Origin of the sequence: Microbacterium pumilum (assembly GCF_039530225.1) — a bacterium.
In the GTDB taxonomy this organism is placed as follows: Bacteria; Actinomycetota; Actinomycetes; order Actinomycetales; family Microbacteriaceae; genus Microbacterium; species Microbacterium pumilum.
The window spans coordinates 1,830,706-1,854,776 of the sequence record NZ_BAAAOH010000001.1 but is presented as its reverse complement, the minus strand read 5'-3'; the positions used below and the strand labels follow the sequence as shown (position 1 = coordinate 1,854,776).

20 protein-coding genes are annotated in these 24,071 nt (G+C 67.2%); 7 read left to right on the top strand and 13 right to left on the bottom strand.

What is annotated here, in order from left to right:
* Positions 1-593 precede the first annotated feature (593 nt).
* From ABD188_RS08180 to ABD188_RS08155, 6 genes are all read right to left on the bottom strand, one after another.
* Positions 594-3,986 (bottom strand): DEAD/DEAH box helicase family protein, encoded by a 3,393-nt coding sequence (locus ABD188_RS08180; protein ID WP_344060304.1) that lies wholly within the window; start codon positions 3,984-3,986, stop codon positions 594-596.
* Between the two features lie 45 nt (positions 3,987-4,031).
* Positions 4,032-5,468 carry a class I SAM-dependent DNA methyltransferase gene (locus ABD188_RS08175; protein ID WP_344060301.1) on the bottom strand — a complete coding sequence of 479 codons (1,437 nt, stop codon included), beginning with the start codon at positions 5,466-5,468 and terminating at the stop codon, positions 4,032-4,034.
* An 8-nt stretch (positions 5,469-5,476) separates the two neighbouring features.
* Complete coding sequence (locus ABD188_RS08170) at positions 5,477-6,427, bottom strand: restriction endonuclease (protein WP_344060299.1); 951 nt, start codon at positions 6,425-6,427, stop codon at positions 5,477-5,479.
* 2 nt (positions 6,428-6,429) lie between these two features.
* Positions 6,430-7,581 carry a restriction endonuclease subunit S gene (locus tag ABD188_RS08165; protein WP_344060296.1) on the bottom strand — a complete coding sequence of 384 codons (1,152 nt, stop codon included), beginning with the start codon at positions 7,579-7,581 and terminating at the stop codon, positions 6,430-6,432.
* Positions 7,578-9,038, bottom strand: coding sequence for a type I restriction-modification system subunit M (locus tag ABD188_RS08160; protein ID WP_344060293.1), 1,461 nt, complete (start codon positions 9,036-9,038; stop codon positions 7,578-7,580). The genes ABD188_RS08165 and ABD188_RS08160 overlap by 4 nt, the downstream gene beginning before the upstream one ends.
* A gap of 510 nt (positions 9,039-9,548) precedes the next feature.
* Positions 9,549-10,010: a YkvA family protein gene (locus ABD188_RS08155; RefSeq protein WP_344060290.1), complete on the bottom strand. Its 462-nt coding sequence runs from the start codon at positions 10,008-10,010 to the stop codon at positions 9,549-9,551.
* 201 nt (positions 10,011-10,211) lie between these two features.
* Here ABD188_RS08155 and ABD188_RS08150 point away from each other — a divergent pair, with 201 nt between their 5' ends.
* Together ABD188_RS08150 and ABD188_RS08145 are read left to right on the top strand one after the other, a co-directional pair.
* Positions 10,212-11,006, top strand: coding sequence for a patatin-like phospholipase family protein (locus ABD188_RS08150; RefSeq protein WP_344060287.1), 795 nt, complete (start codon positions 10,212-10,214; stop codon positions 11,004-11,006).
* A 69-nt stretch (positions 11,007-11,075) separates the two neighbouring features.
* Positions 11,076-13,193: a RecQ family ATP-dependent DNA helicase gene (locus ABD188_RS08145; protein ID WP_344060284.1), complete on the top strand. Its 2,118-nt coding sequence runs from the start codon at positions 11,076-11,078 to the stop codon at positions 13,191-13,193.
* A gap of 9 nt (positions 13,194-13,202) precedes the next feature.
* Here ABD188_RS08145 and ABD188_RS08140 read toward each other — a convergent pair whose 3' ends face one another.
* Positions 13,203-13,814 carry a dihydrofolate reductase family protein gene (locus tag ABD188_RS08140; protein ID WP_344060281.1) on the bottom strand — a complete coding sequence of 204 codons (612 nt, stop codon included), beginning with the start codon at positions 13,812-13,814 and terminating at the stop codon, positions 13,203-13,205.
* 78 nt (positions 13,815-13,892) lie between these two features.
* Positions 13,893-14,597 (bottom strand): Type 1 glutamine amidotransferase-like domain-containing protein, encoded by a 705-nt coding sequence (locus ABD188_RS08135; RefSeq protein ID WP_344060278.1) that lies wholly within the window; start codon positions 14,595-14,597, stop codon positions 13,893-13,895.
* Positions 14,598-14,755: 158 nt separating this feature from the next.
* Here ABD188_RS08135 and ABD188_RS08130 point away from each other — a divergent pair, with 158 nt between their 5' ends.
* The gene (locus tag ABD188_RS08130) at positions 14,756-14,974 is read left to right on the top strand and encodes a hypothetical protein (RefSeq protein WP_344060275.1); all 219 of its coding nucleotides are present in this window, start codon (positions 14,756-14,758) and stop codon (positions 14,972-14,974) included.
* An 83-nt stretch (positions 14,975-15,057) separates the two neighbouring features.
* Entirely contained in the window at positions 15,058-15,522 is a 465-nt protein-coding gene (locus ABD188_RS08125) for a hypothetical protein (RefSeq protein ID WP_344060273.1), read from the top strand.
* 33 nt (positions 15,523-15,555) lie between these two features.
* On the opposite strand, the gene ABD188_RS08120 is transcribed toward ABD188_RS08125, so the two are convergent.
* The 4 genes from ABD188_RS08120 to ABD188_RS08105 form a co-directional block, all read right to left on the bottom strand.
* Positions 15,556-17,598 (bottom strand): vWA domain-containing protein, encoded by a 2,043-nt coding sequence (locus ABD188_RS08120; protein ID WP_344060272.1) that lies wholly within the window; start codon positions 17,596-17,598, stop codon positions 15,556-15,558.
* A gap of 189 nt (positions 17,599-17,787) precedes the next feature.
* Positions 17,788-19,179: a MoxR family ATPase gene (locus tag ABD188_RS08115; protein WP_344060270.1), complete on the bottom strand. Its 1,392-nt coding sequence runs from the start codon at positions 19,177-19,179 to the stop codon at positions 17,788-17,790.
* 166 nt (positions 19,180-19,345) lie between these two features.
* Positions 19,346-19,831: an SRPBCC family protein gene (locus tag ABD188_RS08110; protein WP_344060269.1), complete on the bottom strand. Its 486-nt coding sequence runs from the start codon at positions 19,829-19,831 to the stop codon at positions 19,346-19,348.
* Positions 19,824-20,165, bottom strand: coding sequence for an ArsR/SmtB family transcription factor (locus tag ABD188_RS08105; RefSeq protein WP_344060267.1), 342 nt, complete (start codon positions 20,163-20,165; stop codon positions 19,824-19,826). Before ABD188_RS08105 ends, ABD188_RS08110 begins: the two co-directional genes overlap by 8 nt.
* 162 nt (positions 20,166-20,327) lie before the next feature.
* Between ABD188_RS08105 and ABD188_RS08100 the strand changes: the two genes are divergently transcribed.
* From ABD188_RS08100 to ABD188_RS08090, 3 genes are all read left to right on the top strand, one after another.
* Positions 20,328-20,951: a PadR family transcriptional regulator gene (locus ABD188_RS08100; protein WP_344060265.1), complete on the top strand. Its 624-nt coding sequence runs from the start codon at positions 20,328-20,330 to the stop codon at positions 20,949-20,951.
* Positions 20,944-22,662 carry an amidase gene (locus ABD188_RS08095; RefSeq protein WP_344060263.1) on the top strand — a complete coding sequence of 573 codons (1,719 nt, stop codon included), beginning with the start codon at positions 20,944-20,946 and terminating at the stop codon, positions 22,660-22,662. The genes ABD188_RS08100 and ABD188_RS08095 overlap by 8 nt, the downstream gene beginning before the upstream one ends.
* 64 nt (positions 22,663-22,726) lie before the next feature.
* A complete protein-coding gene (locus ABD188_RS08090) occupies positions 22,727-23,032 on the top strand; it encodes a hypothetical protein (protein ID WP_344060261.1) in 306 nt (101 codons plus the stop codon).
* Here the strand turns inward: ABD188_RS08090 and ABD188_RS08085 are convergent.
* Entirely contained in the window at positions 22,996-24,006 is a 1,011-nt protein-coding gene (locus ABD188_RS08085; protein WP_344060259.1) for a glycerophosphodiester phosphodiesterase family protein, read from the bottom strand. The genes ABD188_RS08090 and ABD188_RS08085 overlap by 37 nt on opposite strands.
* Positions 24,007-24,071: the final 65 nt, after the last annotated feature.

The following is a 24,071-nucleotide window of genomic DNA, read 5'->3' as shown; positions in this document are numbered from 1 at the left end:
CGAGGTGAAGACGCACGATGAGCTCGCGCTCGGCCGCCATCAGACCAAGAAGGGCCGAGATTGCGTCGGGTCCGGGCTGAGCGTCAGCGGCCTCCCCTACGGCCCGAAGAATGGCCCGAGCTTCGTAGTCGATCCGACTGTCGGGATCAGTCGGCACATGCGCGCCGAGTGTGACATCTGCGGAGCGCAAATCGCGGTCAAAACGCTCACCGGTGAACGCTATCCGCACCTGGATCCGATCATCCAGTCGAAGTGTCGAGGAAGCGGCCGCAAGATGCCGGGGCATGATCGCGGCACACTAATCCGGCCAAAGTCAACGTGCCCGGATTGCGGTCGCCTCGTGGGAGTGGGTGCGAGGTACGGGCGGTATTACTCCCACAACGATCCGGAGACCGGGAAGGTGTGCGGGATGTCTGGAAAGCCGGGCGGAGGCATCCTCGTCGATCGAATCGAAGTCCTTCCCCCACCCGACAAACCTTCCGAGCCCTATCGCAGCATCGACTCGACGCGAGACACCCAGAGCGTGCGAACGGTGAGCGGTGGCCTTCCGGGAAGCCGACGCCGGCACTAGGTAGCAGGCCCAGCGACGACCGCTACGCCGCCTCGTCGACGACCGCGGTCGCCTTGATACCGTGCAGGGTTTCGACGATTACCTGCACGTCGGTGTCGGCGAAGAAGTCGACAGGGCCGATGGGAGCGATGTCGGTGTAGGGCGACTCGAAGAGGCGGCCGGGTTCGACGATGCCGTTCTTGGTGAGCTCATCGACGATCAGGGTGACGAACCTGATCTGCTCGACGGTGAACTTGCCCTCATCGAGGTAGTCAGCGAAGGCTTCGACCGCGGCCTCCCGGTCCAGGCCGACGAGCCCGCGGATAAAGATGCCGAGTCCGCCAGCCTTCTCCGACACCCACTGGATGTCGACCTTTTGGCCCACGCCGGATGCGACGAGCATGTCCTCCAGCGCCCCGAGGTCGGTCGCTGTGAGCTGCTTGTTGCGCCGCAGGCGCTCCAGGGCGATGTTGTCGAGGTGCTGGCGCAGGTAGGCCTCGGCCTTGGATCGGAACCGGACGAGATCGACCCCGGTCGGTATCCCCGGGAGTGCGATCTCGTCGGGGGCGCGTAGGGTGTCCTCGAAGTCGGTGAAGACCGGGGTGAGCTGGTTCTTGTCGAGGAACTGCACGAGTCCGCGCACGCGCAGGCGCAGCAGTTCGAGCATCTCGACGGTGACGTCGATCCACCACTCGTCGCTGGCAGCGGCGTCGAGCAGTACCTTCTGCGCGGCGACGGCCGGGATTGTGATCTTCGAGAGCAGGCCGCCGGTGATCTGCTGGATCTGCTCGCGCATTCGGTCGGCGGTGGCGAGGTCGGCTTCGAGCTGGGCGAGCATGCGCCGCAGCACGAGCAGGTCGAAGTACTTCGCGTCCGCGTCGCCGGCGGGCTGTCCCCCTGAGGGCAAGCCAGCGAGCTTGCGTGCGGCCTCGGCCTGCTCCGGCATGAGGGGCTTGTCCCACACCTCGGCCGTGGACAGCGCCTCGATGTCGCGGCGGTGCGGGCGGACCTGGAAACTCTCCAGGTTGATTCCAGTGATCACCCGGTGGAGCACGCGGGCGGTCGAGGTGCGCAGGCTCTCCTCGGAGTCCAGCTCCACGGGATGCTGCGGGTGGCCCTGGTGATCGAGAGCTTCGAGCAGGTCGAGACGCGCTTCGAAGATGCGTTGCGACAGCGACTTTTGCGTTGATCCCTCGACAGTGGGGAGGTTCTGGCTGAAGTACTCGAAGTTGCCGCAGAAGTCGAAGACGAAGAAATCCTGCTTGTCCAGCCCAGGGCCGAACACGTCCGGACACAGCCGCGTGCCGCGGCCGATCATCTGCCAGAACTTCGTCTTGGAGTGCACTGCCTTGAAGAACACGAGGTTGAGTACCTCCGGCACGTCGATGCCGGTGTCCAGCATGTCGACGCTGATGGCGATGTGCGGCGCCCTTTCCTTGACCGAGAGGTCGTCGATTAGCGACTGGGCGTAGGTCTGCTGGTAGGTGATAGTGCGGGCGAAGTGTCCCGCGTAATGCGGGTAGGCCTTGTTGAACCGCTTCTCGATGAAGTCGGCGTGCTGCTGGTTCTTGGCGAAGATGATCGTCTTGCCGAGTCGGTCGCCGGCCGCGACTTTATAGCCGTGCTCCATGACCGTCGCGAGCACTTTGTCGACGGTGTCCTCGTTGAACAGGAATCGGTTAAGCGCCTCGGCGTCGATCTGGGTAGGGGGCGGGCCGTCGCCCCAGTCGATGAGGTCCCAGTCATCCTTCTCGGCGGCGGTCAGGTCGTCGTATTTGATGCCCTGGCGGAGGAACTTCGTTTCGCATTTCACCGCACGAGGCGGCGCGAGGTAGCCATCGAAGACGGCCTCGTCGAGACTGTAGGCGTCGGTCGGGATGCCGTCCTCGAGGTTGAACAGCCGATAGGTGTTGTGATCGACCTCATCTTTCGGTGTCGCCGTGAGTCCGATCAGCAGTGAGTCGAAGTAGTCGAAGATCGCCCCGTACTTCGCGTACACCGACCGGTGCGCCTCATCGATGACGATGAGATCGAAGTAGCCAGGGCCGAATCGACGGCCGGAGTCGTCGACCTCGTCGATCAGGCCCATCATCGTCGGGTAGGTCGAGACGTAGACGCGCCCGTCGGTCTTCTTCTCGGTGATCAGGTTGACGGTGGTGGCCTGCGGCAGGTGAGCCTTGAATGCGTTCACCGCCTGGTTCGCGAGAGCGACCCGGTCGGCGAGGAACAGCACGCGCTTGACCCATCCGGCCTTCATGAGCTGCTCGACGAGCGCGATAACGATTCGTGTCTTGCCCGACCCGGTCGCCATCACCAGCAGCGCCTCGCGCTGCTTCACGTCGAACGCCGCTCCGACCGCCTTGATCGCCCTGGTTTGGTACGGCCTCTCGACGACCTTGGTGTTCACCGGCTGCCCGGTCAGCGACTGCCGCGCCGCGCGACGCTGGATCATAAGCTCCAGCTCGTCCTTCGTGTAGAAACCCGCGACCTCACGCGGCGGGTACCCACCGGCGTCGTCCCACAGCCAGTGCTCATAGCCGTTCGTGTAGAAGATCACTGGTCGCCGCCCGAATGCCGCCTCGAGGCAGTCGGCGTAGAGCTTCGCCTGCTGCTGCCCGACCTTCGCATCCTTCTTCGTCCGCTTGGCCTCCACCACGGCAAGCGGCAGTCCATCATCTCCCCACAACACGTAGTCGATGAAGCCCTTGCCCTGCTGGTTGGGCATTCCGTCGACTTCGAACTCGCGGTCGCGCGCCTGGGCGAGCCGCCACCCGGACTCATCCAGCAGTACGTCGATGAACAGGTCGCGGGTCACCGCCTCGCTGTAATCCCGGTCGTCCGGGGTCGCAGCCGCCTGCGCGGCCTTGATCTGCTCGCGCAGCTTGGCGATCTCTGCCTCGCGCGACTGGAGCAACTCATCCCGCTCGGCGAGCTGCTTCGCGTGCTCCTCGTCCTGCTGCCGGAACTTCGCCGCCAGCTTCGCCACGTCTTCTCGCGTTAGCGGAGCGGCACTCACTGCGATGCTGGGGTCGAACTGCGCCGCGGTCGGCACCGCCTGCGGGTGCGCCGAGTAATGGTAGGCGGCCCACACGACGACGTGGTGCACCTCCTGGAGCAACTGCACAGCGGCATGCTGCGCCACGGGGGTCTGGTCGTGCACTGCCCTGTTGCCGACCTTGCGGATCACCGTCAACTTTGCCGCGATGCCGGGACCGACCGCATTCCGGAAACCCGCGTCGGCCACGCGCGCCGCAAGGTCGGGCTGATAGGGTTCGGCGAGATTCGCGATGTCGTAGACGTGCCCGACGAGCAACTCCGCCACCCGGCGCGCATACACACACGCCGACCGAGGGTCGGAGACCATGTACGACTCCGCTCTCACGCAGTCCGGGTACAGCGACGGCAGCGTCGCCTGAACGAAGTCAAAGTTGCCCATGAGTCACATCCTGCCGAATCAGCGGGCGCCGGCGGCGTATGAGGCTCATCCCAGCAACTCCTTCAGCTCGACCATGCCCGCCAGGATTTCCTCGTTGAGGGCGTCTATGTCGGCGACGATTTCGGCCGGCGCACGGGTCGGCGTCTGGTCCTCCACGATTTCCTGGTACCGGTTGAGGGATAGTTCGTAATTGTGCGCCGCGATCTCATCGCGGAGGACGAGGAAGCTCTGCTCCGTGCGCGCACGCGTGAGCTCCGGGCTTGCCGGATCGCCGAGTGTCTTCCAGCGCCGGACGACATCGGGCAAGTCGTTCTCGGTAACCGGCGTGCGCCTCTTGTCGAGCGAGCGCCCGTCGGCCCGAATGTCGTAGAACCACACCCGCTCGGTGCCGCCTACGCTCGTCTTGGTGAAGAGGAGGATGGCCGTCTGCGTCGTCGAAAACGGCTGGTAGGCAGCGGGAGGCACCCTGATCACGGCATCGAGCTTGTGGTCCTCAACGAGCGACCTGCGGAGCGCGACCTGCGCCTTCGTCGAGCCGAAGAGCACTCCTTCGGGGACAATGACAGCAGCTCGGCCGCCCAGTTGCAGCAGGCTCAGAACCCTACCAACGAATAAGGGCGCCTTCGTGGTCGACTTCACATGACGGTACAGATCCCTGTCGAGCGCCGACTTCTCGATCGACCCGCTGAACGGCGGATTGGTGAGTACGAGTGAGTACCCGCCAATGCCGTCTGACCAGGGCGCCAGCGAGTCACGGCGCTGGATATCGGCGCCCTCGACGCCGTGGAGCAGCACGTTTGTCGTGGCCATGCGCGCGAACGCTGGATCGCTATCAACCCCATGGAACATGCCTCGGTGAAAGTGTTGGCGTGCCACATCGCTGAGCAGCAAATCCGGGTAGCGCTCGCGCAGCAACTGAGCCACACGGACGGGGAATCCACCTGACCCGACCGCTGGGTCAGCAAACACATCGGTGGGCCGCGGATCGGTGATCTCGACCATGAGATCGATCAGGTGCCGCGGCGTCGGGAAGCCCCCACTGCTGTTCTTCGTCGTGATCCTCGAGACCAGGTACTCGTAGACGGCGCCGTTCAGTGCGGGGTCCGCGTAAGGAATCTTGTCGACGAGATCGACGAGCCGGTGCAATGCGCTTGGCGACGGGATCATGAACACGGCGTCCGCGAACGCGCCGCCGAGACCGCGGATGAAGTGGATGACCTTCGTCTCGAACAGCACGAACATGGCCGCGGGCTCGACGTTCTTGAGCTTGGACCAACGAATTGCATCGTTCTCCGTGCCGAACATCGACGTCTCGGGAGGCTGAGCTGTGACCAGTGCCTTCCGCTCGGCGGCGGTCTGGATGATGTCGAGACGGCGCAGGACGAGCAGGAGCGTCGCTTGGCCGACGATGTCATAGCCGTCCTCGATGCCGAACTCTTCGAACGCTCCCCAGAGTTCGTCAATTACCGATGTGAAGTCCATCACCTGTGCTACTCGAAGAAGTCCTCGTCGAGTTTCACGATCTCGACGATTCGATCCAGCTCCACACCCACACGGTGCTTGATCATCAACTCGGTCAGTCGCAACCCATCGACGAGCGCGATGTCCTGCGCGACGCGCTCCGCTGCCTCGATTGCGGTATCGGCGAAGCGACTCGTCGTGAAGAACACTCCGGTCGCCGCTCCGCGCGTGGCGAGCGCGCCGACGAACGCCTGCACGGCCGGGCGACCGATCGATGCCTCGTCGTACCGCTTGGCCTGGACGTAGATGCGGCTCAGCCCCAGTTCGTCGCGGTCGACAACGCCGTCGATGCCGCTGTCGCCTGGCCCCCTCAGCTTGGTCAACTCGCCCTCTCGGCCGTACCCCATCTTCACGAGCAGACGACGCACGACCCGCTCGAGGAATTCCGGTTCGCCGTCCTTGAGCCGCTGAAGGAGCTGGCTCTTGAGGTCGTCCTCCAGCTCGGTCACCGCCGAATTGATCAACTCGTCCGGCGTCGGAACGTCTTCCGCTACCGAGACCATTGTGCCGATGCTGCTTACGGGTTGCTCGCCGTCGGATGTCGAGGGTCGGCGGCGCGGCACGTACTCGTCCCACACAGGTAGGGCCTCCAAATCGGCCTTCGTGAACCCGTCCGGGTGCGCGGCCAGGAACTCCCGACCGGCATCGGTGACGCGGAATACGCCGCGGCGCACGGTCTCGATCAGTCGCGCGCGGTTCAGCTCCGACTTCGCCCAGCCGACACGATTCTCCGCGGCGAAGTGCCCCGACTCCTTGTACTGGATCTCTCGAAGCTCCTCCGGCACGCCCGCACGATCGAGCGTCGCGACGACCAGGTCACGCCGTGTCCACTCTTTACCGTCGGAGATCACCTGCAGCAGTGGAAGCGCAAGCTGGCCGTGTTGCGGGATGCCCGCCCCAGTGATGCTCGTGTCGGACATCGTCAGAGCCTCCCCGCAAATGCTCGGGACTGGAGAGAGATGAATAACTCGCCATCGGCGGCGAGGGCGCGCTGGATCGCAACGCGCTGCGCGTCGATGAGTGCGGCTCGGGCGACGAACTCGCGCTGCTGAGTCAGGGGTGGAAGCGGAATGGGCATCGCCTTGATGACGCCCATGTTGAGGCCGTCCATGATGGCCCCATTCGTCTGCTGACGAAGGTGCGCGCGGGAAGCGGGATGCCACAAGAACGATGCGCGAAGGAAGCCAGGCTCGGTCTGTTCGCGGTCGACGGTAATCGCGCAGATGTGCTTCGTGTTGATCGCTGTAGGGATGTCATCGGGCACGACGATGCAACGACCCGTGGTGCCCATAATGCTGACGAGCACGTCTCCGGGGCACACGGTGTATCGACTCAGCTTCTCGTACTTCTCGCGCGAAATGTATCGACGCTCGGCCCACCGGAACTCGTTGCCGACAACGTTGTCGAGACCGAGTACCGCGATGCCCTCGTCGACGAACTCGCTATGGAGGAGATCGCTGCCGAACGGACCCGTGCGCATCTTCGCCGCGATGTCGGATACCGATTTGGTCGCCCGTACTCCGTCGAACATCGAGTGGAAGAGCGACTCGATGAGGGAGTCGAGGTGGGCGAGGATGGCGCGGCGCTGGGAACGGATGATGTCGGCGTGGTCGAGGATCGCGGCGATGCGGCGCTGCTCCTCCAGCGGCGGCAGCGGGATCGACAGCGTGCCGAGCGCTTCGAGCGAGATCGCCTTGCGCCGGTGGATCGCGCCCTTGCCGAGTCGCGGGTAGTGCGCGAGCGCGCGGGGGCTCTTCAGGAAGCGCACGAGATAGTCGCGGTCGACGCGGGTGTCATCCACCCCGAAGACCGTGTACATCGGGCTGATGAGCGCGGCTTCCGGTGCGACGCCGATCGAGCCCTCGTCGAGGTGAATCGTGGCGTACGCGAAGTCGCCGGCCTGGACCACCTTGTAGTCGGCGACGTTCCGACTGAAGACCTGCTTCTTGAAGTACTCCAGGCTCGGCACGAATCCCGCATGCTTGGTCACCGAGTAGACGGGCAAGTCCGTGCGGTCGCCCGCCCGGCCGCCGCTCGCGGGCCGGGCGATCTCGGCGAGTTCGACAGTCGTCATCCGAGCATCGCTTCCAGAGCGGCGACGCCGGCATCGATCTCGGCGTTGAGCGCCTTGATGTCGGCGAGGATGTCGGCGGGCGCTCGGTGCTCGACCTCCTCGTGCACGATCTCCTTGTAGCGGTTGATCGACAAGTCGTGGCCTTGGGCGACGATGTCGGCCTTTGGCACCGTGAACGACTGGTCGGTGCGCGCGCGGTCACGCTCTGAGCCGGTGCGCTCTCCCCAGCGGCGGCGCACGTCGGGCAGGTCGTTCGCCTCGACAGGCGTGCGCTTGTCGTCGAGCGAGAAGCCATCGGCCTGCACGTCGTAGAACCACACTTCATCCGTGCCGCCCGAGTCGGTCTTCGTGAAGCACAGGATGGCGGTCGACACACCCGCGTATGGTCGGAACACTCCTGAGGGCAACTTGATGACGGCATCCAGCTTCTGGTCTTCGACCAGCGCTCTGCGCAGGGCCTTGTGGGCTGTCGATGAGCCGAACAGTACGCCGTCGGGCACGATCACCGCCGCCCGGCCACCGGGCTTGAGTAGCTTGAGGAAGAGGGCGAGAAACAGCAGCTCGGTCTTCTTCGTCTTCACGACGCGGGTGAGATCCTTCGCGATTCCCTCTGCGTCAACCGATCCGGCGAACGGCGGGTTGGCGAGGATGAGCGTGTACTTCGCCGCGTCGCCACTCGCGGACTCCGACAGCGAGTCCTGGTAGCGGATGTCCGGCGCTTCCACGCCGTGCAGCAGCATGTTCATGGAGCCGATACGCAGCATGGTCGCGTCGAAGTCGTAGCCGTGGAACATGCTCGCGTGAAAGTGGGCACGCTGCGCGGAATCCAGCAGGGCGTCGGCGTGGTGGTCGCGGACGAACTCGCTCGCGGCGACCAGGAACCCGGCGGTGCCGCAGGCGGGATCGACGATCTCGTCACCCGGCTTCGGGGCCATGAGGTCCACCATCATCTGGATGATGTGCCGCGGGGTGCGGAACTGGCCGTTCACCCCAGCGCTGGCGATCTTGGAGAGCAGGTACTCGTAGAGGTCGCCGTTGGTGTCGCGATCCTGCATTGGGATATCGCTCACCATGTCGACCACGCGGCTCAGCAGAGCCGGGGTCGGGATGGTGAAGCGGGCATCCTTCATATGCTCGCTGTAGGTGGAGCCGTCGCCGCCGAGACTGCGCAGGTAGGGAAACACCTCCTCGGCGACCGTCGTGAACATCATTTCGGGGGCGGTGTTCTTGAACGCGCCCCATCGCAGCGGGGACTGGTCCGGCGTGAAAACGGGGTTCTCGATGGCACCGCCGGTGGTGCGCGACTTCTGCTCCGCGAGTGTCTGGAGATCGTCGAGTCGGCGGATGAAGAGCAGGTAAGTGATCTGCTCGATCACCTCCAGCGGGTTGGAAATGCCGCCCGACCAGAAGGCGTCCCAGACGCGGTCGATCTTGCTCTTCAGGTCGCCGGTGATCACAGGTGTCACTCTAGTTCGGCGCGACCGCGCGGAATGAGTCATGAGCGTCTCTCTACTGCGCGGAGCTTCCGGGCAACAGATCAGCATGCGGGTGGCCAGCGACATGGGAGCCGTCCCACGCTCTCGCGTGGCGTTCCTCAGGCAGCGCTTACGCCGCGAAGGCACTGCACGGAGCGATTCGGATGTGCGACAGTCTCGATCGAGCTGGGTTAACTGCCTCGAGGTCGACATCTTCCACTCGCGCCAGCGGGTCGCACTCGGCAGTAGCCAAACTTGCCCACACTTTGCCCACACTTTCGCGAGAACGACCCCCGATCGGCGTGATCGAGAAGCATCAACCAAGCCTCACGTTCCGCGGAATTGCGCGGTTTTCGCGGCCATTTGTCGTTCGTCGTTGACGCCCGGCTTCAGTTCGACTCCCGCCGTCGCGTCTAGGTCTGGTGGGCCCGTTGATGCGTTGAGGCTCGATGCCCCGTGGCTGGGCAACGCGATCAGCGACGGTCTTGTGGTTCACCTCTCGCCGTCGGAGGGAGGCTGACCAACCGTCGGAGACGTGCGTGACGTCAGTCCCGCAAGCCTGAGCACGCTTGCGAGGCCCTCTGCACTGCCTGGCCAGTGACGCTCGACCGCGTCCGGCCCGGCATGACGAATCGCGAATCGCAACACGATCGCCACGACGACCGCATCGTCGGCGAACCCCAGCACCGGGATGAAATCCGGCACGAGATCGAAAGGCAGGAGCAAGTAGCCCAGCAACCCCGACAACCACCACCGGGTCGCGCGCGGCACCGCAGGATCTGTCGCAAGGCGCCTCACCAAACGAATCACGTCCGGAACCAGCCGCATCATCGCTCGCCAATCCACGGCGGAACCCGTTCGACGCTGCTGCACCCACAGCAACCCGATCAAAGACAACCACAACAGCACGAGCCCGCCGACCACCCCGAGCACGACGATCAGCCACTCAGGCATCGCACTCCTCACGCTCGCGGTCAGTCGACCTCTCCAGTCAACCGCACCTTAACCGGACAACCCCCTGGATGCCCATTCACCTAACCGGTCAACTGCCGCGGGGACCAGTGCGCGTCTCAATCTCCGGTGCGGCGGTGCCCGTTCCCGCGACCGCACGGGATCACCTAACCACGCAGACGACTCGCGGGATAACGTGCCCTTGTGCACGGTGAAACCCGATCGCAGGTCGACGACCCTCGCCTTGCGATCACCCTCGCCGGCGGTGGTGCATTCGGAGCAGCACACGTCGGCGTCCTTCAGGTGCTCGAGGAGCGGGGCATCCGTCCCGGCATCGTCACGGGAACGAGTTCCGGTGCACTCGTCGGATCGGCGTTCGCCGCGGGCCTGGACGGCGACGAGATCGAGCGGATCACGCGACGGTTCCGCTGGAATCGGATTGCGCGATGGACGTTCCAGCCGCGGTGGGGTTTGCTCGACACACGTATCGTGACGGATGCCGTCACCCGACTGCTCGGCGAGGACCCACGCATCGAAGACCTGCCGCGCCGCTTCGGTGCCGTTGCGACTGACCTTCGAACCCGTCACGCGGTCACGATCGACAAAGGACCACTCAGCTCTGCCCTGCGCGCGACGATCGCGGTGCCGGGGCTCCTGCCGCCGGTGCGCCTGGGCGGCCGCGTCCTCGCCGACGGCGGAATGGTCGACAACGTGCCGCACGCCGCCGCGCGTGAACTCGGTGCGGAACGTGTGATCGTCGTTCACCTGCACGCCAAGTGGGAGAACGTCAGGATGATGCGCACGGTCACACAGACCGCCGACCTCGCGAACGACCCGTCCGTCGTGCTGATCCAGCCCGAGATGGAGCGGATGGCCCAGTGGACGATGCGCGACATCCCGCGACTCATCGCTGAAGGGCGCCGCGCCGCGGAAGCTGCCCTTGATGCGAATCGGCGGGTCCCATGGCCCTCGTCGGAGTCCGGTCTCGGACGTCCATGACGCGCTGACCGGACGGCTTTCGACCGTGCACGGCTTGTCGCGTCAGTGGGATGAGGCAAGGTTGAGCGCATGACTTCTACGACGGCCGCGCCGGCCGAGGCGCTCGATGTGCTTCGCACGCTCGTCGGCCGCGCCGATGTCGCGTTCCACGACGGCCAGTTCGAGGCGATCGAAGCTCTCGTCGATGGCCGCCGCCGGGCACTTGTCGTGCAGCGCACCGGGTGGGGCAAGTCGGCGGTGTACTTCGTCGCGACGCTGCTCCTGCGCCGGCGCGGCGCCGGGCCGACAGTGCTCGTGTCACCGCTGTTGGCTCTCATGCGCGACCAGATCGCCGCGGCGCAGCGTGCGGGAGTGCGGGCAGTCGCCATCAATTCCACCAACGCGCACGAGTGGAGTGACGTGCTCGCGCAGCTCGACCGCGACGAGGTCGACGTACTTCTGGTGTCTCCCGAGCGGCTCAACAACCCGGCGTTCCGCGACGAGCAGCTTCCACAGCTGGTTCCTCGGATCGGACTGCTCGTCGTCGACGAGGCGCACTGCATCAGCGATTGGGGGCACGACTTCCGTCCCGACTATCGACGGCTTCGCGACCTCATCGCGCGCATACCCGCGGGTGTTCCCGTGCTCGCGACGACCGCGACCGCCAACAGCCGGGTGGTGGCGGATGTCGCAGAGCAGCTCGGCGGACTGGATCAGAGCGGAGGCTCGCCGGACGTCTTGGTCATCCGTGGACCCCTCGCACGCACCTCCCTGCGACTCGGCGTATTGCGGCTGCCCGATGCGCCGAGCCGGCTCGCGTGGCTCATCAGCCACCTCGGCGATCTGCCCGGCTCGGGCATCATCTACACGCTCACTGTCGCGGCCGCGAACGACACGGCCCGGCTGCTGCGCGACCGCGGTTACGAGGTGCGCGCGTACACAGGTCAGACCGATACCGACGAGCGCGAGGAGTCCGAGCAGCTCCTGAAGGACAATCGCGTCAAGGCGCTCGTCGCGACCAGCGCTCTCGGCATGGGATTCGACAAGCCCGATCTCGGCTTCGTGATCCATCTCGGCGCACCCTCGTCGCCGGTGTCGTACTACCAGCAGGTCGGGCGCGCCGGCCGCGCCACCGCGTCGGCCGATGTGCTCCTCCTCCCCGGTGTCGAAGACCGCGACATCTGGCACTACTTCGCGACGGCATCGATGCCGGACCGCGATCGAGCCGAGCGCGTGCTCTCGGCCCTGTCGGCCTCCGGCACGCCACTGTCGACCCCGGCGCTCGAGGCCATGGTCGACATCCGTCGCACTCCGCTGGAGCTGCTGCTGAAGGTGCTCGACGTCGACGGCGCGGTCGCGCGCGTGCAGGGCGGCTGGATCGCGACCGGTCGGCCATGGACCTACGACGAGGATCGCTACAGCCGGATCGCAGCCGAACGCGTCGCCGAGCAGCAGCACATGATCGAGTACGAAGAGACCCGCGCGTGCCGGATGGAGTTCCTGCAGCGCTCCCTCGACGACGACACCGCCACGCCGTGCGGTCGCTGCGACAACTGCGCGGGAGCATGGTTTCCGACCTCGATCGGCAAAGACGCGACGGATGCCGCATCCGCCGCCCTCGATCGAGTCGGCGTGCCGGTCGAACCGCGGCGGCAATGGCCGACGGGTGCCGACCGCCTCGGCGTGCCTGTGCGGGGCCGTATCCCCGCAGACGAGCAGTCGGACGAGGGGAGGGCACTCGCTCGACTCACCGACCTCGGGTGGGGAGGAACGCTGCGCGAGATGTTCGCGGCGGGTGCCGCAGATGCCCCGGTTCCGCCGAATGTGCTCGCCGCCTGCGTGCGGGTCCTCGCCGACTGGGGGTGGACCGAGCGTCCCGTCGCCGTCGTGGCGATGCCGTCGCGATCGAAGCCGCAGCTGGTCGGCTCACTGGCGCGCGGGATCGCCGACATCGGGCGCATGCCGATGCTCGGCGCCCTCGAGCTCGTGGACGGCGGTCCGACGGGCGGTCCCGGCGGCAACAGCGCCTTCCGCCTCGCCGGCGTGTGGCGGCGGTTGAGCGCCGCCCGTCTCGACGTTCCGGCCGGTCCCGTGCTGCTGGTCGACGACCTCATCGACAGCAGGTGGACGATGACCATGGCCGCAGGCGAGCTGCGCCGAGCCGGCGCGACGCGGGTGTTCCCCTTTGCGCTCGCGCTGCGCGGCTGACAGGCTCCCCTATGTGCGGACGTCGCGGCGGAAGCGGATGTGCGTGGCCAGCGGCGAATGCAGCACCTCGACGGGTTCCAACCCGAAGACGTCGACGCCCTCGAAGATCCGCTCGCCGGACCCGAGCAGGACGGGGGCGATGTCCAAGGTGAGCTCGTCGACGACCCCGGCCGCGAGCGCTTGCCGGACGGTGGACGCCCCACCCGCGATGTCTACGCCGCTGTCGCCGGCTGTCTCCCGCGCCTGCGCGTAGGCCGCATCGAAACCGCCGGTGACGAAGTAGAACGTCGTCCCGCCCTCCATCGCGATCGGCTCGTGCGCGTAGTGGGTGAGCACGAACACCGGCGCGTGATACGGCGGTTCAGGCCCCCACCAGCCACGCCAGTCTTCCTCCCACTCGCCGCGGATCGGCCCGAACATGTTGCGCCCCATCACGTACGCGCCGCGTGGGCGCATCAACCAGCCCGCCGCGATCTCGTCCGCCTCGTTGGCGCGCGGGTCGCCGATGTGCCAGGTGTGGAGTTCGAGTCCGCGCTTCCCGAGCGGATGCTCGCGACTCTGATCAGGGCCGGCGACGAATCCGTCGAGCGAGATCGACATGTGACAGGTGGTGTCCGACATCCGCGACCTTTCGAAGCTGATTGCGATCTGCGAGCAGCCGTCCGCAATCTACCCGGGGCCGACGACAAGCCGGAAGCGTCATCGGCCCGGCGACCCCGCGACCAGCGCGGGCCCGGCGTTGAGGAGTTCCCAGTGACCTTCGGAGATGACGTTCACGACGCCGTCGACGACGGAGATCGCCGTCTGATCGTCGATCGCGTACGCCGGACCCGGGATCCTCGTCGCCCACTCGCGGGCGGCTTCGAGGGTGTTGCTCGACCAGCCCGGGTAGTCGAGGTGGGGGAAGATCGAGAAGTCCACGACGCCCAGCGTCTCGTCACCCCCGTCGGGCTGCCAATCGAGGAACTCACGGCCGACGCGAGGCGTCATCACCATGCTGCCCGCGCTCACCCCGACCCAGACCTTCTCGCTCAGCGACGGCAGAAGGTCGACCAGCCCGGACTGTCGCATCCAATGGCAGAGGTAGATCGCCTCGCCGCCGTCCACCAGCAGCACGTCCGCATCGCGTATCCACGGCACCCACCGGTCCGAGCCGATGCTCGCCAGCGCGGTGAGCTCGAGGACCCCGACCGACTTCCAGCCCAGCTCGGGCAGACCGGTCTCCCCTGGCCAGCGGCCCGCGGTCGACATCCAGACCGTCTCGGGCGAGCACGCGGGCTGGCCCCACTGCGCCGTCGGGATGAACAGCGCCCGGCACTCGGAGAACGGCTTGCCCAGCAGCTGGACCAGCGTTTCGCGGATGCTGTCGTTCGTCACTCCGCCCGACGTCAGCAGCAGCTTCATGATCGACTCCCTTCCGGCTTCATCGACGCGAGCACCATCGCGCGAGGGCCCACCGGAGCGGGCGGCCCGGGCGGACGGCGACGGTCACGGGCTCAGGGTACCGGTCACGTCAATGGATCTTCCGACCAGATGGACAGCCGCCGAACTATCGTGGGTCTGTGAAGCGAATCTGGCCGTTCCTCGTTCCGGGCGTGATCTTGAGCGCCATCGGGTTGGTGTGGACCCTGCAGGGACTCGACGTGCTGCGCGGGTCGGCGATGAGCGGTTCCTCTCTGTGGGCGACGATCGGTCCGATCGTCCTCCTGATCGGGGTGGCGCTGATCGCCGTCGCGATCGTGGTCGCGCGACGCCGCGGATCGCGTCCCGGTGGAGATTGAGGGCAGCGTCGGGCCAAGCGGTTCCCTGTTCAGTCCGCGCTGGCGGGAGTATCCTGGCGGCCTGCAAGATCAGGGGGTGCCACGTGACGAAAGCACAGCACAAGCGACAGGCACTGTCGCAGGATGACCTGATCACTCGGTACGGCTACCTCCTCAGCGTCATTCCCCGCGGCGTCGCCGATCACGCTCATGTCGAGGTGTTCGGCGAACTTTCGAGGACGCAGCGTGAGGGGCTGCTCGAGGAAGTCGTCCCGCTTCTCCCCGAAGCATGGGGCGCAGCCACATCCGAAGACCCGCAGACGCTCGCTGCGCTGATGCGCGACGTGCTCCCGCGAGACGCAATGCTGCACTCGGAGATCGGCGGGGCTGTCGCCAACCGATTCATCGCGAGCGCGCCGGTCGCCGCGTACTTCACCGCCGGCGCCGGATCAGTGTCGATCGACCAGCAGCCCGCGTGGGTGCAGGCACTGATCGACCACGAATCGAACCCCATCGACGCGGGCAACATGCATCACCGAAAAGGCGTGAACTCGGGCCATTGGTTCTAGTCGCGCCCGCTCAGCGTCGGTGAGGACTGAGTGTCACCACCACGATCTTCCGCGCAGCATCTCACCGAAGTCCTCGGGTGAACCGCGGCCGGCGTGGCGGCCACTGAGGTAACTCTCCACGACCGCTCGACCGAGGTCGTCGAGCTCGGGCGCGACCACATTGCCGCCGGCGCGACGGGCGAGCGCGTCGATGAACCGTGCCAGGCCCGGGTCGTCACCCAACCGGAAGAAGGTCGTCTGCGCGCCGAGCCGCTGCACGGTGTCGAGCTCGCGCACCGTGACCGCCACGGTGCGCGGATCCGGCGGGTAGGCGAACTCCACGCGACCGTCCGGTTCGAGGTGGGAGGTCGGCTCACCATCGGTGACGATGAGGAGCACAGGCTGCGCGGTGGGGTTTCGCCGGAAGTGCCGCTGTGCGAGCAGCAGGGCGTGGTGGAGGTTCGTGCCCTTGTCCCACACGGCATCCTTTGCCGTCAACTGCTCGATGTCCATCACCTCGGCGTACCGGGCGAACGCGATCAGCTGCAGACTGTCGCCGCGGAAGCGGCTGGAGATGAGGTGGTGCAGAGCCAGCGCGGTGCGCTTCATCGGGACCCATCGCCCATCCATCGCCATCGAGAACGACGTGTCGACGAGCAGCGCGACCGCCGCCTGCGTGCGTTCCTCGGTTTCGACCACTTCGACGTCGTGCGTCTGCAGCCTCACACCCGCTGACGCGTCGCCGCCGTCGGCGATCGTTCGGAGCACGGCGTTCGAGACCGTGCGCGGGATGTCCCACGCCTCGGTGTCGCCGAACGCCCACTCCCGCGTGGAACCGGTGCGGTCCCCCGCTGCGCCGGCATGGCGTGTCTCGCGGCGACCGGTGCGACCGGACTGGCGCGTGGCGATGTCGCGCAGCAGCGCGCGGCCGAGCTGTCGCATGGCTCGGGGCGTGAGCCGGAGCGCGCCGTCGGACGCACGTTGCAGCATCCCGGTGTCCTTCAGCTCCTGCTCCAGGTCACGCAGAGCGCGGGCGCTGACGGCGGCATCATCGCCGACGAGTCGCGCGAGCGCATCCACGTCGATGTCGTCCATCCGGGCACCGGGATAGGACTGGCCCAATTGATCCGTGAGTGAGTCGAGGTCGGAGAGGTCCTGCATGATTCCGGTGGCCTCGCCGAGACCGGTCGGCTCGTCGCCGGAGAACGATGCCGAGCCGCTCCAGTCCTCGCCGGGTCGAAGTGAGCGGAGGTTGTCGTCGAGACGAGACAGCGACTCCATGAGCTCCGGCGACCCGAATGCCTGGGTTGCGAGGTTCATGAGCTCCTCGCGCTGCTCGGGAGTCATCGAGTTCAGCATCCGTTGGGCCGCAGCCGAGCGCTCCGCCAGCGTATCCAGCAGCTCATCGAGGTTCTGCGGGTTCTCGGGGAACTGGTCCCCGTGCTTCTGCATGAAATCGTCGAAGTCTTCGGCCGTGTCCTCTCCGAGTCGGCGCTTCTCGAGCAGTTCGTTGAGGTCGGCCAGCATGTCGCGGATGGCTTGGCGGTCGGCATCCGTCGCCCCCTCGAGCGCGTTCTTCATGCCGGCGAACCGCTGGTCGAGCAGCTCGCGGCCGAGCAGCTCCTTGATGCGCTCGTAGTCCGCACGCGCCGCGGGGCTCTTCCAGTCGTAGTCCGACAGCTCATTCACGGCCGCAGCGGTGCTGGGGGGCAGGTTCTCGAGCCGCATCTCAGCGAACGATCTGTCGTCATCATCCATGTCGACGTCGCGGACGAGATGCTTGCGCTCCTCGAGCACGGCATGTTCGAGGAGCTGCCGAACCTCTTCCAGAGTGCCATCGAGCCGGTGGCGGCGCACCAGGTCGGCGCGCCGCTCCCGCACTCGCCGCGCCAGGTCGTCGAGACCCTGCTGGTCGCGGGTGCCACGGCGCAGGTACTCGCGCATCGCGCGCTCGGCCGAGGTGCCGGACATGACCTCGCGCCCGATCGCCTCCAGCGCCTCCTGCACGGGGACGGGCGGGGCGAGCGGGTCCGGGCCGCCGTCGTAGCGTCCGTACCGGTTGGTGTGCGCGGGTGCGCGATGGAACCCTCGGACCATCAGCGGCCCTTCCACCCCGGTCGGTGAGCGGCCATCGGTCGCCGAGCCTGAAGCGCCCGAGGCGAGGCCGGACCCTTCGACAGGCTCAGGGACCGGATCGGGCTCAGGGACCGGATCGGGCTCAGGGACCGGCTCGGGCTCAGGGACCGGATCGGGCTCAGGGGCCGGAGTCGCATCATGACTTGGGCCTCAGCCATACACCGTCTCCCCCGCAGCACTGTCCTTGCTGATCCGTCGCTCGAGGTAGAGCGACTCGAGCAGCAGCTCGAGCGCGCCCGCCCGCTCGCCCGGCGTCTGCGCCCCGAGCCGCTCGGCCACCTCGTCGTACAGGTCGGACTCGCCGAGCACCGGCATCGCGGCAAGCACCTCGGCAGCGGGCACCTGCTCGCCCGTCATGACGGTCGCACCGTCGTGCAGCGCGTCCACCAGCGCTCGGGCGTCGATGCCCCGCAGATGCGTGCGGGCCGTCTCAGCGATCGCGGTGCGCAGCAGATGCTCGAGGATGGCGCGTTCGCGACCCTCCTCGCCGGTCTCGAACTCGATCTTGCCGCCCAGGACGTCGACGGCCGTCTCGAGGTCGACGGGTCGCGCCACGCCGACCTCTTCGTGCTGACGCGTCGCGCGGTGCAGCGCGGCCGCGGCGATCGTCTCCGCCCCCGCGATGGCGAAGCGCGCAGACACGCCTGCGCGCTGGTCGACGGAATCCGACTCGCGAAGGTTGCGAGTGAATCGCGCCAGCACCTCGAGCAGGTGTGCCGGCACTTCGGCGACGAGGTCTGCCTCCTGGCGGATGACCGCGACCTCCTCTTCGATCGTCGGCGGGTAGTGGGTGCGGATCTCGGCCCCGAACCGGTCCTGCAGCGGCGTGATGATGCGCCCGCGGTTGGTGTAGTCCTCGGGGTTCGCGGTGGCGACGAGGAGCACGTCGAGGCCGAGACGCAGCACATAGCCGCGGATCTGGATGTCGCGCTCCTCCATGACATTCAGCAGAGAGACCTGAATGCGCTCGGCGAGGTCAGGCAGCTCGTTGATGGCGACAATGCCGCGGTGACTGCGCGGGATGAGCCCGTAGTGGATGGTCTCGGGGTCGCCCAGCGAGCGACCCTCGGCGACTTTGATCGGGTCGACATCGCCGATGAGGTCGGCCACCGAGGTATCGGGAGTCGCGAGCTTCTCCACATACCGCTGGTCGCGGTGACGCCACTCCACCGGGAGTTCGTCGCCCAGCTCGGACGCCCGCCGGACGGATGCCGGGGTGACGGGGTGGAATGGATGCTCACCCAGCTCGGATCCGGCGATGACGGGAGACCACTCGTCGAGCAGACCCCCGAGGCTGCGCAGCAGTCGCGTCTTGCCCTGCCCCCGCTCGCCGAGCAGGACGATGTCATGCCCGGCGAGGAGGGCCCGTTCGAGCTGAGGGATCACCGTGGTGTCGAAGCCGTGGATGCCCGGCCAGGGATCGTGTCCGTCGGCGAGGGCCGACAGAAGGTTCTCGCGCAGCTCGACGCGCAGCGGCCGATAAGTATGCCCCGACGCGCGCAACTCTCCGGTCGTGGCGATCGCGGGCGGAGATGTTGTCATGACGAGAGAGTAGGTCTCCTCCGCGGGCGCGAGGGCCGGATTCCGCAATTTCCTCGACAGCCGGGACGCGTAACCGCCCCCGGTCGTGGCCGCGATGCGCGACTGCTGCACGGGCCGGGAGCTGACCCGCGCCGGCTCGCGCCGCCGGTGTGCCAACCGCCGAGTCTCAGAGCTGGAGGCGCTCGAAGGTCTGCGTCCAGCCCTGCCGGATGCCGAGGTTCAGCCAGCGCTGCACCTCGGGCGCCGAAAGATGCTCCGGCAGCCGCACGGTCAGGGTGGCTTCGGTCCCGCCGTCGCGCTCGAGCAGGTCGAGCGTTGCGATGGGTCCGGCCTCGAGGTCGGCGAGGTCGAGCTTCGGCCAGCCGTCCACCGCTCCCCACGCGAACACGAGCCGCTCATCCGTCACGATCTCCAGATAGATGCCGCCGGTGATGTAGTCGGTTTCAGCGTCGATCACCATGGGCACCCGCCACGCCCCGCCGACGCGGAGGTCCACCTCGATCGGCTGCGGCGGCCGAGGCTGTTCCGGATTGAGGTACCACTCCAACTCCGCGGGATCCGTCCACGCCCTGAAGACGGCGGATGGCGGTGCGTCGAACCACCGCGACACGGCGAACTCGTGGACGACCTCGGTCGTCGGCATATCAGTCATGGGTCTCCTCCTCGTGTCGAGCGTGACTGCTCAGGTGGCGATCGAGCGCATCGAACCTGCGCTCGAAGAACTCGCGGTATTCGGCGATCCAGCCCTCCGCCTCGCGCATCCGCGCGGTGTCCAGCGTGCAGGCGCGCTCTTGGCCGCGCCGGCGCTTGCGGACCAGCCCCGCCCGCTCGAGAACTGCGATATGGCGCGAGACCGTCGGCAGGGTGAGCGAGAACGGCTCGGCGAGTTCGCCCACCGTCGCGTCTCCCCTTGCGAGTCGCTCGAGGATCGCCCTCCGGGTCGGATCGGCCAGCGCCGTGAAGACCTCACTGAGTTGATCCGCCATACTTGCATAATAGCGCAATTACCTCTATACGCAAATACATCACGATGAGGGTCGCGGCGCAGTGACACCGCGACCGGAGCCCGCCGCAGATGCATATACTGCGTACGTACATAAGCGGGAGTTCGCGGCGTCGATCTCCCGCCGGAGCGCAGGGAGACGACGATGTCGGTGCGGCAGAGTCTGCTCGCGATCCTCGACCAGGGCCCCTGCTACGGCTATCAGCTTCGCGCCGAGTTCGATCGCCGCACCGGATCGACATGGCCGCTCAATGTCGGTCAGATCTACAGCACGCTCGATCGCCTCGAACGCGATGGCCTCGTCGTGAAGGGCGACACCGACGCTCAGGGGCACGTCTTCTACGCGATCACGGATGCCGGTTCCGCCGAGGTGTCGTCGTGGCTCGGTTCGGCGGTGGACCGGGCTCGGGGCACACGCAATGAACTCGCGATCAAGCTCGCCGTCGCGGCAACCCTCCCCGGAGTCGACGTCGGGACGGTGATCCAGACGGAGCGCACCGCTTCGCTGGCGCAGCTGCAGAAGCTGAACGAAGCGACGTACGCGGGCTCGGAACCAGATGGAGCCGAGGGGCTTGCGTGGGCACTCGTCGTCGATTCGATGGTGTTCGCCGTCGAGGCCGAGGTGCGATGGCTCGACCACACCGAGGAGCGTCTGGCGCGACATCCTGAGCAGCGGATGTCGCTGCACCTGTCGACTCAACGCCCCAAGCGCGGGCGACCGGCGCAGCCGGAGTCCATTGCGAAGAAGACCGAGGTCGTCGATGCGTGACGTCGTCGAGGCATCGATCGCCGAGCTGGGCGGCGCTCTCCGCGCGGGAGAGTTCACGAGCGTCGAGCTCGTGGCGGCGTACCTGGCGCGCATCGATGCATACGACCCGCCCGGCACCGAAACGGCGCTCAACGCGGTGGTCGTGCGCAACGAGGCTGCGTTCGAGGAGGCACAGGCGTCCGACGATCGGCGAGCACAGGGTGCCTCGCTCGGTCCGTTGGACGGCATCCCGTACACGGCCAAGGACAGTTACCTCGTCCGAGGGCTCACGGCGGCGGCCGGCAGTCCCGCCTTCGAGCACCTGGTCGCACAGCGTGACGCGTTCACGATCGAGCGGCTGCGTGCAGCCGGAGCGATCTGCCTGGGCCTCACCAACATGCCGCCCATGGCGAACGGCGGCATGCAGCGTGGGGTCTACGGCCGCGCGGAGAGTCCCTACAACGCCGACTTCCTGACGGCCCCGTTCGGGTCCGGCTCGTCGAACGGCTCGGGCACGGCGACCGCGGCGAGCTTCGCGGCCTTCGGGCTCGGCGAAGAGACGTGGTCGAGCGGCCGGGGTCCGGCATCCCACAACGGACTCTGCGCGTACACGCCGTCTCGGGGCGTGATCTCCGTGCGCGGCAACTGGCCGCTCGTGCCGACGATGGACGTCGTCGTGCCCCACACACGGACCGTGGCGGATCTGCTCGACGTGCTCGATGTCGTCGTCGCCGACGACGCGGACGCACGCGGCGACTTCTGGCGGGCCCAGCCGTGGCTCGAGCTCCCCGCGGCATCCGTCATCCGGCCGATCTCCTACCGGGACCTCGCACCGTCGTCGCCGGACGCGGCCCGGCGCGTGCTCGAGGGACGGCGATTCGGCGTTCCCCGGATGTACATCAACGCCGATGACGAGGCGGGCACCGGCGTCCCGGGTGGAATCGGGGGCCCGACCGGACAGCGGATCCGCACACGGCCCTCGGTCATCGCGCTATGGGAGGCGGCGCGCCGAGACCTCGAGACCAACGGTGCGACGGTGGTGGAGGTGGACTTCCCTGTCGTCTCGAACTACGAGGGCGACCGAGCCGGAGCGCCGAACATCTCCAACCGCGGTCTCGTCACCCCGGCGTACCTTGCCCGTGAGATCGTCGATCTCTCGGCGTGGGCGTGGGATGACTTCCTCGGCGCGAACGGCGACCCGGCCCTCCCCGATCTGTCTGTCATCGACGGCTCCCGGATCTTCCCTCATCCGCCGGGCGCGCTCCCCGACCGCTACACCGGTTTCGACGACGACATCGCCGAATACCCCGAGTTCGTGCGACGGCATCCGATCGACAGCTTCGTCGACATCCCCGAGCTCGAAGCCGGCATCCGAGGACTCGAGCGCACGCGCCGCGTCGACCTCGAGGACTGGATGGATGAGCTGGGGCTCGACGCCGTCGTCTTCCCCGCGGTCGCCGACATCGCGCCGGCCGACATGGACGTCAATGAGACGTCGGCGGACATCGGCTGGCGCAACGGCGTCTGGGTCGCGAACGGCAACCTCGCGATCCGGCACCTCGGAATCCCGACCGTCACCACGACGATGGGGACCCTTTCCGACATCGGGATGCCCGTGGGCCTGACATTCGCGGGGCGCGCGTACGACGACACCGAGCTGCTCCGCCTGGCCGCGGCGTTCGAGCGAACGGCTTCCCGCCGCACGCCTCCTCCTCGCACACCGCCGCTCTGAGCCCCTGGCGCCATGTCGGGCTGGGCTCGTACGATCGAGTTCTCGGCCGGAGAATGGGGAACCGGTGGAGACGTGGCATCCGATCCTCGCCGCCGTCGAGGGGCCGACCGGCACGTGGCGGATGCTCGACAGCCTCGGCGAGCAGTACGGCACCATCGAGATCCGCCGCGTGATGAACGACACCGACACGCGCTATCGCGCCACCTTCCGCGGTGAGGTGATCGGGTGGGCGACCACGCTGCAGTACGCCTGCGAGCAGGTCCATCGCGCATTCCTCCGCGCGCACGGCCCGAGCGGCGGACCGATCGCGGGCTGGGGCGAGCGGCCGCCCGTTCAGGCGCCGAAGAAGCCCACGCCGAGATCGGGGTGATCGACGAACACCCCGTCCACACCGGCATCGCGGATGATGGCCCACTCGGCTGCCCAGTCGCCGAACGCCCCCGGCCCGCCGCGCCCGCGGAATTGGGGGATGAGGAAGCTGTTCTCGGGGCGGCAGGTCCACGTGAAGACCCGCAGTCCCCGCTCGTGCGCGTGCGCGATGAGCTCCGACGGCCCCGAGCTGCGTCCGAGTCTGTCGGGAGCGAGGATCATGCGCTTGTCGACACTGAGGCCGTCGAAGGCGCCCACCAGTTCGTCGAGCCCGGATGGCGCGGCGGTCTGCCGGTAGGTCGGGGCCGACTTGCCATGCGTCGCCACCAGATCGAACGGCCTGCCGGCGGCCTCGAGCAGGTAGATGTAGGTCGCTGGGATGCCGCGCTCCTGCAGTCGGCGCAGCACCGTCGACTCGAACGATTCCACGATCAGCGGCAGTTCACCCGAAGCCCAGCCCGCCTCGTGCAGCTCGCGGTCGATGAGCGCTGCGACATCCCACCCGATCGACGCGAAATACGTCGCGTGCTTGATCTCCAGCACGACGGCGATCTCACGGCCGTGCTCCACCGATCCGGCGCGGACGAGATCGAGCACGTCACGCAGTCGCAGGATGGGCTGCGCGTCGTCGAATGAGGCGCTCGCGGGTCGCAGCGCGGGCAGCCGCTCGCGGCAGCGGAGCGTCGACAGCTCGTCCCACGTGAAGTCCTCCGTGAACCACCCGGTGAGCTCGGCGCCGTCGATGGTCTTGGTCTGGCGCCGGGCGGCGTATTCGATGCGGTCGGCGACATCCGTCGTACCCGAGATCTCGTTCTCGTGCCGCACGACGAGCACGCCGTCGCTCGACACGACGACGTCGGGCTCGACGCCGTCGACGCCCATCGCGAGCGCGAGATCGTAGGCCGACCGCGAATGCTCGGGCCGATACCCGGGCGCGCCGCGGTGCCCGATGACGAGCCGTCGATTCCGGAGCACCGCTTCAGGCTAACCCCGCCCGAATCGCCTATCCCGTCGATTCAAACCTCTCTCACAGCGGCGCC